This is a genomic window from Streptomyces sp. NPDC048506, from assembly GCF_040651315.1.
Taxonomy (GTDB): domain Bacteria; phylum Actinomycetota; class Actinomycetes; order Streptomycetales; family Streptomycetaceae; genus Streptomyces.
The window spans coordinates 20373-30444 of sequence record NZ_JBEZIX010000064.1 but is presented as its reverse complement, the minus strand read 5'-3'; the positions used below and the strand labels follow the sequence as shown (position 1 = coordinate 30444).

Annotated in this window: 11 protein-coding genes; 6 read left to right on the top strand and 5 right to left on the bottom strand. The window is 72.1% G+C overall.

The genetic code is table 11. The features are described 5' to 3' along the window. Positions 1 to 86 precede the first annotated feature (86 nt). Positions 87 to 812, top strand: coding sequence for a Mut7-C RNAse domain-containing protein (locus AB0C96_RS36910; protein WP_362923854.1), 726 nt, complete (start codon positions 87 to 89; stop codon positions 810 to 812). Positions 813 to 1660: 848 nt separating this feature from the next. Here the strand turns inward: AB0C96_RS36910 and AB0C96_RS36905 are convergent. Then, positions 1661 to 2491 (bottom strand): hypothetical protein, encoded by an 831-nt coding sequence (locus tag AB0C96_RS36905; protein ID WP_362923852.1) that lies wholly within the window; start codon positions 2489 to 2491, stop codon positions 1661 to 1663. A 254-nt stretch (positions 2492 to 2745) separates the two neighbouring features. Here AB0C96_RS36905 and AB0C96_RS36900 point away from each other — a divergent pair, with 254 nt between their 5' ends. After that, positions 2746 to 3444, top strand: a complete 699-nt coding sequence (locus AB0C96_RS36900) for a class F sortase (protein ID WP_362923850.1) — start codon at positions 2746 to 2748, stop codon at positions 3442 to 3444. A gap of 128 nt (positions 3445 to 3572) precedes the next feature. Here AB0C96_RS36900 and AB0C96_RS36895 read toward each other — a convergent pair whose 3' ends face one another. Next, complete coding sequence (locus AB0C96_RS36895) at positions 3573 to 4244, bottom strand: maleylpyruvate isomerase N-terminal domain-containing protein (protein WP_362923848.1); 672 nt, start codon at positions 4242 to 4244, stop codon at positions 3573 to 3575. 131 nt (positions 4245 to 4375) lie between these two features. Here AB0C96_RS36895 and hemC point away from each other — a divergent pair, with 131 nt between their 5' ends. Further along, entirely contained in the window at positions 4376 to 5311 is a 936-nt protein-coding gene (gene hemC, locus AB0C96_RS36890) for a hydroxymethylbilane synthase (RefSeq protein ID WP_362923846.1), read from the top strand. Between the two features lie 120 nt (positions 5312 to 5431). Here the strand turns inward: hemC and AB0C96_RS36885 are convergent, their stop codons facing one another. Further along, the gene (locus tag AB0C96_RS36885; RefSeq protein WP_362923844.1) at positions 5432 to 5833 is read right to left on the bottom strand and encodes a hypothetical protein; all 402 of its coding nucleotides are present in this window, start codon (positions 5831 to 5833) and stop codon (positions 5432 to 5434) included. A 340-nt stretch (positions 5834 to 6173) separates the two neighbouring features. Here AB0C96_RS36885 and AB0C96_RS36880 point away from each other — a divergent pair, with 340 nt between their 5' ends. After that, a complete protein-coding gene (locus AB0C96_RS36880; protein WP_362923842.1) occupies positions 6174 to 6335 on the top strand; it encodes a hypothetical protein in 162 nt (53 codons plus the stop codon). A gap of 32 nt (positions 6336 to 6367) precedes the next feature. Here AB0C96_RS36880 and AB0C96_RS36875 read toward each other — a convergent pair whose 3' ends face one another. Together AB0C96_RS36875 and AB0C96_RS36870 are read right to left on the bottom strand one after the other, a co-directional pair. Next, on the bottom strand, positions 6368 to 6712 hold the full coding sequence (locus tag AB0C96_RS36875; RefSeq protein ID WP_362923840.1) for an MmcQ/YjbR family DNA-binding protein: 345 nt from the start codon (positions 6710 to 6712) through the stop codon (positions 6368 to 6370). A gap of 103 nt (positions 6713 to 6815) precedes the next feature. Continuing rightward, positions 6816 to 7775: a trypsin-like peptidase domain-containing protein gene (locus AB0C96_RS36870; protein ID WP_362923838.1), complete on the bottom strand. Its 960-nt coding sequence runs from the start codon at positions 7773 to 7775 to the stop codon at positions 6816 to 6818. A 364-nt stretch (positions 7776 to 8139) separates the two neighbouring features. On the opposite strand from AB0C96_RS36870, the gene AB0C96_RS36865 reads away from it, so the two are divergent. Beyond that, entirely contained in the window at positions 8140 to 9453 is a 1314-nt protein-coding gene (locus AB0C96_RS36865; protein ID WP_362923837.1) for a hypothetical protein, read from the top strand. A 9-nt stretch (positions 9454 to 9462) separates the two neighbouring features. Next, the gene (locus tag AB0C96_RS36860; protein ID WP_362923835.1) at positions 9463 to 10020 is read left to right on the top strand and encodes an XRE family transcriptional regulator; all 558 of its coding nucleotides are present in this window, start codon (positions 9463 to 9465) and stop codon (positions 10018 to 10020) included. The last annotated feature ends 52 nt before the right edge of the window (positions 10021 to 10072 follow it).

Here is a 10072-nt window from a genome sequence, read left to right as displayed (position 1 = left end):
TATGTAGCCGGCGTCGGGGCAGGACCCGTCCCGGTCGGCAGGAATCCACTGGCTGGCGGCACCCGCACGGTGCCATGCTGAGCGGCGTGAACGGACCTCGGACCTACTTCAGCTTCGCCCCTGAGCTGCACTCTTTCGTCGCGGCACAGCACGGCACCGCCCGCACGCCGGTGGTGACCGACGGTTCATCGACCCTCGGCCATGTCGTGGAGTCGCTGGGTGTCCCGCTCACCGAGGTCGGCAGGCTCGTCGTGGACGGCCATGAGGTCGCCGTCTCCCACGTCCCCGCCGCCGGCGAGAGCATCGAGGTCCACGGCGTCGAACGACCGCAGCGGGTGCCCGGTGCGCCGCTGCGGTTCCTGCTCGACGTCCACCTCGGCACGCTGGCCCGCAGGCTCCGGCTGCTCGGCGTCGACGCCGCGTACACCAACGAGGACCCCGGCGACGCGGCGCTGGCCACGCTCTCCGCGCAGGAGCGACGCGTACTGCTCTCCCGGGACCGCGGACTGCTGCGCCGCCGGGAGATCTGGGCGGGCGCCTTCGTCTACAGCGACCGGCCCGACGACCAACTCCGGGACGTACTGGAGCGCTTCGCCCCCGCGCTCGCGCCCTGGACCCGCTGCACGGCGTGCAACGGCCGGCTGGCGGACGCCGACAAGGACTCGGTCCGGGAACAGCTCGAACACGGCACTCAGCGGACCTACGACGTCTTCGCCCAGTGCACCGCGTGCGGCCGGGTCTACTGGCGTGGCGCACACCACGCCCGGCTGGAGGCGATCGTCGAAAAGGCGCTCGGGTACGGCGCCGGCTGAACCACACGGCGTCCCGGCGCTCATGCCCCGTGGGCCGCGCCCCCGCCACCCGGCTCCGCCCGTCGGCCGAACGGATTCCCCGATCCGGGTGACGGGGCCGCCCACGGGGCGGCTGACGGGCCGCCGACGGAGCGCCGCGCCGGTCCGGCGGCCGCACGCGCCCCGACGCCACGCGCAGCTGCCTCCGAGGGGCCTCACCGACTCAACACGGCTTCATTGCTGTCCGGTTGACCGCACGCGCCGGGGTCTCCGCCGAATGCTGAGCCGCACGCGGCCGGTTGAGAGTGATTGGCGGCCGGCTCCCGTTCCGTCGGCGAAGACCGCGCTTCCGTAGGGGAGTTGGGCAGCGCATGGGGAGCGCGGCGGAGGGCGTGCCGCAGCGGCGGCAGTCGCCGGAGCGGCGCTGCAAACGGACCGCTGTGGCCGGCACGGTGCGGCCGGCACGGTGCGAGCGAGGGCGGAGGCACCATGCCTCGGGGCCGTACCCGGGCCCCTCCGGCGTGTCGCGGACGGCGCCGCGACACGCCCGGGATTCCGCATGCATCGACCCGCCGTGGACCGCCTCCGGAGCCCCTTAGCCCACTCATCGCGCGACACGCCGACGACGCGCGCCATCCAACGGGTGAATTCGATGCCTAGGGCCACTCGAAGAGCCCAGGGGGTACCTCGAATGCGACGTTCTCCGGTGGTGCGCGACCGCGATCCGGCTGACGGTGATCACGTCGCTACTGCGATCCGATGTGCCGACAAAGAGTCAGCCTTCGCAGTCGCGCCGAAAGGAACATGTCCCCATGCGCACTGCTCGCACCTTGTTCGCTTCGGCCGCAATCACAGCGGCCCTCGCAATCTCAGCACCTGCCGCTAACGCCATGATCATGGAGGACATCGCCTCGAACAGTGGTGCCTCCAACAGCGACCACGATCACGGCCGGGACGGTGGCCGGGACGGTGGCCGTGACAACGGCCGTGACAACGGCCGAGGCAACGGACGTGACAACGGGCGTGACAACGGCCGGGGCAACGGGCGTGACAACGGCCGGGGCAACGGGCGTGACAACGGCCGGGGCAACGGCCGGGACCGCTGCGGTGACTACGGCCGGGGCGGTGGCGGCTACGGCAACGGTGGCGGCTACGGCGGTCGCGACGGTGGCCGCGGTGGCCGCGACAATGGCGGCTACGGCGGTCGCGACGGTGGTCGTGACGGCGGCCGCGGTAACGGGCGTGACGGTGGCCGCGACAACGGCGGCTACGGTGGCCGCGATGGCGGTCGTGACGGCGGCCGCGGTAACGGTCGTGACGGTGGCCGCGGCTGGGGCGGTTGCCACCGGCCGAGCGGTGGCGTCCACACCGGTGGCGGCGCCATGGCCAAGGTAGTGGTCGGTGACTGGGACGACGGCGGCTACGGCGATGACCACGGCCGCGGCGGTGGCCGGGACCACGGCCGGGACCACGGCCGGGACCACGGGCGTGACCACGGGCGTGACCACGGCCGGGACCACGGTCGCGATGGTGGTCGTGACGGCGGTCGCTACGGCGGCGGCGGTGACGGTGGTCGCTACGGCGGTGGCGGTGACGGTGGTCGCTACGGCGGTGGCGGTGACGGTGGTCGCTACGGCGGTGGCGGCGACGGTGGTCGCTATGGCGGTGGCGACCACCGCCGGCCGCACGGTGGCATCCACACCGGTGGCGGTGGCATGGCGACCAACGGCGGTCTGGCGGCCGGCTCGGTGCTGATGCTCGGTGGTCTCGGCGCCGGTGCCTACATGCTGCGCCGTCGCAACGCCTCGGGCTCGGCGACGGCCTGACAAGGCTGCCCCGTACGGAGGCCGCTGTGCCGTTCGCGGCCACCGTTCCTCGTGGACGGTGGCCGCGGCGATGACGTACCGCAGCCACCACGCCTCGCCGCCGTCCCGTCGATGAAAGGCACCCGAACATGACCGCCCAGCAGTCGCCGCCCCAGCCGAACACGAACCCGTCCCGGACCGTCCCCGCGTCCCGTCCCGTCGGCCGCGGCCTGTTGTGGGCCGCGGGAGCGTTCCTGCTGGGTTCCCTCCTCGTCTACAACTCCGTGGACACCTCGGCGGACCCCAAGCTGGAGTCCCACCCGGCCGTCGCCGCCTCCCCGAGTACCAAGGCGGCCACCCGGGCCGCCCCCGGCCTGGAGATGCCCCGCTCGGTACCGAAGCGGCTGACGATCCCCGTGATCGCCGTCGACGCCCCGTTCACCGAGCTGACCATCGGCCCGACCGGCCAGCTCAACCCTCCGCCGGCGGGGGACCGAAACCTCGTCGGCTGGTACAAGGACGGGGTCACTCCGGGCGAGCGCGGCGCGGCGATCATCGCCGGCCATGTCGACACCAAGACCGGCGCCGCGGTGTTCCTACAGCTCGAATCGCTCAAGCCCGGCAGCACCATCAACATCCGCCGTGAAGACGGTACGGTCGCGACCTTCAAGGTCGACTCCGTCGAGACCTTCAACAAGGCGCGGTTCCCCAGCGACCGGGTCTACGCCGATACGCCGGACGCGCAGCTGCGCATCATCACCTGTGGCGGTGCCTACGACCGGACGGTCAAGGACTACGTCGACAACGTGGTGGTGTTCGCCCACCTCGCCTCGTTCAAACGTGCCTGATCCGGGTCCGGTCCGCACCCGCGGGCCGACCCATACTCCCCACCGGCACATCCGGGCCATGCCCAGGACGGTTCCCCACCGGCCTGGGCATGGTTCTGCCGCGCTCGGCAGGGACGAGCGGCGTGGCCTCAGCGGCGGACGGTCGCGTCCCAGCGCCAGCCGGTGAGTCGGGGGTGTCCCGGTAGGGCGGCCCGCCCGGTGGCCCACAGCAGCGTGTGCCACGGGTCGCCGGCCTCCGGCGCGTCGGGGAACAGCCGGGCGAGCACCCGCGCGCACAACTCGGCCGGCGGGTCCCAGTCGAGCCCCAGCCCCTCCGCCAGGTCGTGCAGGTGCACCAGCGTCTCCACGACCCCCATCGCCGCGAAACCCTCGGCGTCCGACACGCCGAACACATGGTGGGCGCGGACCCGCGGAGGCGTCGTACGCACCATCGCGACCAGCAGCGCGCCGCTCGCCTCCAGCACCTGAAGCAGTCCGGTCGGCCCCGCCGCACGGTCGGCGTGCACCGCATTCGCGGGCCCCCCGGCCCGCCGGCTCTCCCAGACGAAGGGCACGTTGCCGTCCAACGGCGGTTTCCCGGGCCCCAGTTGAACCGCGTAGGCGAAGAGGTCGTCGCTGAGGTGCTCGACGGTCTCCCAGCAATCCCACTCCAGCGAACCGGCGTTGCGCTCCCACGCCGCCTCGGGAGCCCGGCGCAGTACGCCCACGGCGAGCTGCACGGCGCGGTCGAGGTCGTCCGCGGTGACGGGTGACGGCGGGTGTACGGCATCGGTGGGGTGGGAATCGGTGGGATGGGACATGCGAGGACCGTACCGCGGACGAGGGGCGAGGGACGCGGCCGGCGCCGGGGCCACCGGGCGGGCGGGGACACGGCGGAGGCGCCGGACCCGCTGGTGTCCGGGGGGCGGAACTGACGGTCTATCGTGGCCCCATGTCCGCCCCCGAACTCATCCGTATCGTCTCCCGCGACTCGCCGATGGCCCTGGCCCAGGTGGAGCGCGTCCGCGCCGAACTCCGTGCGCTCCACCCCGGCATCGCCACCGAGGTCATTCCGGTCAAGACGACCGGCGACCGCTGGATGGGGGCGCTCTCCCAGGTCGAGGGGAAGGGGGCGTTCACCAAGGAGGTCGACGCCGCCCTCCTGGCCGGTGCGGCGGACCTCGCGGTGCACTGCGTCAAGGACATCCCCGGTGACCGCCCGTTGCCGGCCGGCACGACCTTCGCCGCCTTCCTGGAGCGCGATGACGTGCGCGACGCGCTGATCCACCCGGGCGGGCTCACCCTCGACGAGCTCCCCGCAGGCACCCAGATCGGCACCTCGTCGGTCCGCCGGATCGCCCAGCTCGCCGCCTCCCACCCGCATCTCCAGTGCGTACCGATGCGCGGCAACGCCAACCGGCGCATGGAGAAGCTCGCGGCCGGCGAGGCGGACGCCCTGCTGCTCGCGGTGTCCGGCCTCGAACGCATCGGCCGGACGGACGTGATCACCCAGGTCCTCTCCGTGGAGGAGATGTGCCCGCCCATCGGGGCCGGTGTGCTGGCCCTCCAGTGCCGCGAGGACGACACGGACACCATCGACGCCGTCAGCGGCCTCGGCCATGCCAGGACGTACCAGGAGACCACTGCGGAGCGGATGTTGCTGCACGTCCTCCAGGGCCACTGCAACAGTCCGATCGCCGGCTACGCCAAGACCGACCGGCGCGGTGAACTCTCCCTGCGCGCCTGTGTGTTCACCCCGGACGGCAAGACGGTCCTCAACGCCCACGAATGGGCCGGACCGCTCACTCCGGAGACGCTCGGCACCTCGGTGGCGGTCGCCCTGCTGCGGCAGGGGGCGCGGGAACTGATCGACGGCATCGCGCACTGACGTCACGGCCGCCGCGCCGCCCGCACCGCCCGGCGGCGCGGGCGGCGGCCGCCTCGAACAGCGGCGGTGGCCCGGCGCACCCGGGCCGCCGATCACCGACCGCGGTTCAGGAGGCATCCCTCAGGGCCCGTCGCCGGGCTCCCACGGCACCACCACGACCTGGTTCTCGTCCTCGTAGACGATCCGTCCCGGGTCGGTGGACTCGATCCGCACGCAGGGCACCCCGTGCTCGGTGAGGAGGTCGAGATAGCCCGCCACCCGCTCGATCAGATGGACGGCGGTGGACTTGAACCACGCCACGGCGCCCGGATGCAGGGCGCGGTCGTAGACCGTGGGGTCGACGTCGGACGGGTTGGTGTAGGTGGCGTCGTACCAGTCGTTGTTGGCCCGCCAGAACCGGTACTGCTCGTCGCTCAGCCTGCCGTCCCGTGCCAGGCCGTTGGCGAGGGCGAAGACACCGGGGAAGTGGCCCCGCGGGCTGCGCGTGGTGCCCTGGAACCTGATGTACACGACCTCGCCCACGAGGTGGCCTCCGATGCGGTGGGGGATCTCACCGGCCGAGTCTGGCAGGTGCGCGCCGGCCGCCGGGTGTGATCCACCACAGCCAAAACGTGCGTTCGGTCATCAACGGGATCCAACGCCCTCAGGACGCCATCTCAGGCCCTGGTTGATCTTTGCGTGCTCGCTGGGGGCATGACAGGATGTCCGCGCCGTACGGGGGAGCGGCGCATATGTAGGGGACAACCTCCCTTTGCGCACCAAGAGTTCAGCTCACAACTGAAGTGGTGGTGCTCCCTTCTTCCCGGGGCGGCGAGACCTACTGAGCCGCACCGTCAGCACACACGGGAATGGGAACACTGAGATGAACACCACCACACCGTCATCGAGCCGCACGCCGATCTATGAGGAACTCGTCGAGAAGCACGGTGACGTCCTCGCCGAGGTCCGCGAGGTCGCCGAGCGTTCGCAGCTCAAGGCGTCCCAGGCTCTGGACTGGAGCGATCTGCGCCGCCGTCACGCCTGACGGTTCCCCCACGTCGTAGGCCGGTTGGGCCCTCAGTCCGTCGTGGGGAAGACGTCCGACAGCCGCGGCGGAGCAGCTTGCTTCCAGGAGTCCACCAGGATGTCCCGCAGCTCGTCCAGGTCCTCCAGCTCGGCGATCCGGACCCGCACCCATGCCGAACCGGCCTCGTGCGGCGGCACCCAGAATTTCCTCGGTTCCGCCGCGATCAACTCCTGGCGCTCATGAATGGGGCACCGCACGGCGAATGACGTCTCGTCGTCGGGGATCGTGATGAACATCTTCCCGGCGACCCGGAACGTGGGCATGTCCCAGGCGATCTTCTCCACCGTTTCCGGCAGGGAGAGGGCGATACGGCGGACATCGGTGGAATCGATCACGCCCCCAATTTTAGGGGCACGGAGAACTGCGTGATCATCCAACGGGGGACCGAATCGTGACGAGGAAAGAGACCGAAGCGACTCAGGCGGCGGCCTTCAGGGTTCACCCCGACGTGGTCCCCCGACCCGGCCCGGCAGGGGTGTCGCCGCGGACGGCGTGCACATACAGCGCCAGCGTGTCGAGCGTGAAGTACGAGCTGTAGGAGACGTCCGGGAAGTCGCCACCGGTGTGGTAGCCGCCGATCACGCCGATCAGGGCGTAACCGGTGAAGTCCCGTACCAGGAACGGCCCGCCCGACGTACCTCCGATGTAGCCCGCGCAGGCGATCTCCAGGAAGTCGCCGGGCGCGGCCGGGTCGGTGCTGCGGTACCGGTGCGTGGACGAGGTGCAGTCCAGCGGCTTGGGGTGGGTGGTGTCGCTGTTTCCCGGATAGCCGATGAGCCGCACGGTGCCGTGGTCGTAGCCCGGGTAGGGGACGAGGTCGAAGCCGCCGGTCACGTCCTGTACATCGGCCCCGTCCTCGCGCGCCGCGAGCCGCACGACCGCGAAGTCCCAGCGGGCGCCCGCACCCGTGCCGAGGTCGTAGTACCGCTGGTCGAGATAGATGGCGTCGACCGGATAGATCCCGTGCGGCTTCTGCCCGTCGTGGTACTGCGGTACGAACGACAGGTGGCGCTTGGGGTCGGGGGAGCGCAGGCAGTGTGCGGCGGTGACCACCAGGTTGCGGTACGGGCTGCGCACCACGGTTCCGCCGCAGAAGCGGCCGGTGTTGCTGCCGTCCGTCCAGAAGAACGTCCCCACTTGGGGCAGACCGTCGAACGGGTGGCTCGGCGGAACCGGGTCCGCCGCCGGCCGTGGAGACCGCGCACGCCGGTCGACGGCGACCGGTTCGGCGGCCGCCATCCGCTGGGGGGTCCAGTACGCGGCGTCCGACGCGGCCGATGCGGCCGGCCGGTCCGTGGCGTGGGCGAGCGGCCAGGGCGAGGCGATGAGCGAGAGTCCGACAAGCAGGGCGGTGAGCAGCGGGGCGAGGCGGGCGCGTACGACGATCGGTCTGCTCATGGTCCGGGTCCTCCCGAGGGCACGGCGTACGGAACGAGGGACGGGGCGAGCGGCGCGACGAGATGCGGCGAGCGAGCCATGGTCCTACGGCGGGGCGGTGCCTGACGAGAGGCCGCCGCAAAATTCACCGATCCGACGTCGGGAGGTCGACTCGTGGTCGCAACGCCCCGCGCCGGAAGTGCGATCCGACGTGTGTTTCGTGGGAGGTCCAGTGTGCGATTCGGAGATCGGGACCGGCACAGACCCTGCGCCGCGGCCCGCCCCCGCACCCACAACCCCCGCACCCACCGTGCCCGCCCCTGCCGAGGAACCGTCCCTGCCCGCGAGCACCGGCTCCGCGGCGCCGACGGGCCACCGCCGTCCCGTGGCGCAGACCGCCCCCGACGCGTCGAGCAGGGCGGCGGGGCGAACGAACCGGCAGCCCCCTCGCGCCGCCCGCACCCCGTCCCCCGCCCCGGCCGCCCCGCCGCCCTCCGCCGACCCGCGCTTCGCGCACGGCCCGCTGGCCGTCCTCGACGCGGACGGGTCCGCGTACTGCGTCGACGGCCTGATCCTCGACTGCCCGGCCAAGACCCTCCCCGCGCTGGTCGACTGGGCACTGAACGAGGCGAAGCTCGGCGCACCCCGGCTCCATCGGCACGGCAAGGACGCCGACCCGCTCGTCGTCCTCACCGCTCCGGCGGCCGAACGCCTCGGCCTGCCGGGCGTGTTGGAGGATCGGCGCGGACTGCGGCTGCCCGCGGACCACAAGGTCGTCAAACAGCTGACGCGTGCGAAGTGGCAGCTGACCCGGCGCGGCTTCGGTCCCTGGCCGCGCGTCTACCGCCCGGCGGAGGGCGGCCGGCGCCAGTGCGTCCAGCTCGCGATCCTGCCCTGGGGCGCGCTCGACGCACGTTCCTGGGGGGACACCGACCAGCTGCCGCCGGCCGAACTCGCCCGGGTGCTCGGCTCGTACGCGACCCGGGTCATCACTCCGCGCGGCTCGACGGCCGTCTGCGGGCTGGAGTTGATGACGGCACTGCGCCCGCCGACCCGGCCGGTCAAGGACGAGGCAACCGGTGCGTGGGTGGCCGGACCGAACCCGGGTTCCCTGACCGCGCCGGTCGACCCGGCACCGCCCGAGGCGCCGAACGAGCATCCGGTGGTCGCCGCGAGCTGTCCACGCCACCACGAGCGCACCCCGGACCAGGTCCTCGACGAGGAGGCGTACGACTGGTTCCGGCCGCTCACCGACGAGGAGTGCGCCCAGGGCTACGCCTACGGGGTCGGCATCGACGTGAACATGGCGTTCGCCGCGGCCGCCAACCGCCTCACCGTCGGCATCGGGCCGGCCACCCATGTCCACGCCCCCGACTTCGACGCCAAGCTGCCCGGCGGCAAGGCCCGCACCAACATGCACCGCAAGATGACCAGGCTCGCCGCCGTCGGACGGTTCCCCGTCGCGGTGCTGTCGGACTGCGCGGTCTACCTCTCCCACGGGCCGAGCCCGCGCGACTTCCTCCCGTACACGCCCGAGGGCACACCCCTGCCCGGCGGGTTCCGACTCGGGGTGTCGCCCGGCATGGTCAAGCACGAGGGCACTCAGGACTTCCTGTGGGTCGCCTCGATGATCGAGGACGAGCAGATCAACCCGGCCCGGCACATCAAGGGCGCCGACGCCGCCGCGGACGGAGAGTAGGGCAGCGCCATGGGGATCATCCAGGACAGCCTCGACAAGGCCGCCGAGCACACCGCCACCCGCCCCATCCCGAAGTCCGGCCCCGCCCAGATGCGGTTCCTGGTGAGGTCGGAGAAGGGCTCCACCAGGGCCGTGGCCGAACTGCTGGGCGTCTCCCAGCGCACCGTCGAGCGCTACGTCAAGGCGCAGATCAAGCGGCCCCGCAAGGACCTCGCCGCCCGGATAGAGCGCGAGGTCCGCAGGCGGTGGCAGCCCAGGGTGCGCGAGCGGGCCAAGAAGCACGCGGCCACCACCGGCGGGATCACCATCGAGACCCGCGCCCGATTCGGTTTCACCGCCGCCCCCGGCACCACCGACGACGGCCGCGTCCGGCGGATCACCCAGCATCTGCCGCCCGCCTACGCCGCCCGTCTCTTCGACGCCCAGACCGTGGGCGCCACCGAACGGCAGCTTCAGGACATCGCCGCCGAGGGCCTCCAGGAGATCTACTTCAAGGACCAGGGGCGGCGGGCCGACGGGCTGCTGGTGGAGTTCACCGACATCGACTACGTGGAGCTGGATTTCTGACCGGGCCCCGCCCGCCCGATGGAGGTAACCTGAACCCATTGCTCCTGCCCTG

Bases quoted from the DNA above. Each gene is read 5' to 3' on its own strand.
- AB0C96_RS36900 (WP_362923850.1), top strand. From the start codon at position 2,746: ATGACCGCCCAGCAGTCGCCGCCCCAGCCGAACACGAACCCGTCCCGG.
- AB0C96_RS36895 (WP_362923848.1), bottom strand. From the start codon at position 4,244: ATGTCCCATCCCACCGATTCCCACCCCACCGATGCCGTACACCCGCCG.
- hemC (WP_362923846.1), top strand. From the start codon at position 4,376: ATGTCCGCCCCCGAACTCATCCGTATCGTCTCCCGCGACTCGCCGATG.
- AB0C96_RS36880 (WP_362923842.1), top strand. From the start codon at position 6,174: ATGAACACCACCACACCGTCATCGAGCCGCACGCCGATCTATGAGGAA.
- AB0C96_RS36870 (WP_362923838.1), bottom strand. From the start codon at position 7,775: ATGAGCAGACCGATCGTCGTACGCGCCCGCCTCGCCCCGCTGCTCACC.
- AB0C96_RS36860 (WP_362923835.1), top strand. From the start codon at position 9,463: ATGGGGATCATCCAGGACAGCCTCGACAAGGCCGCCGAGCACACCGCC.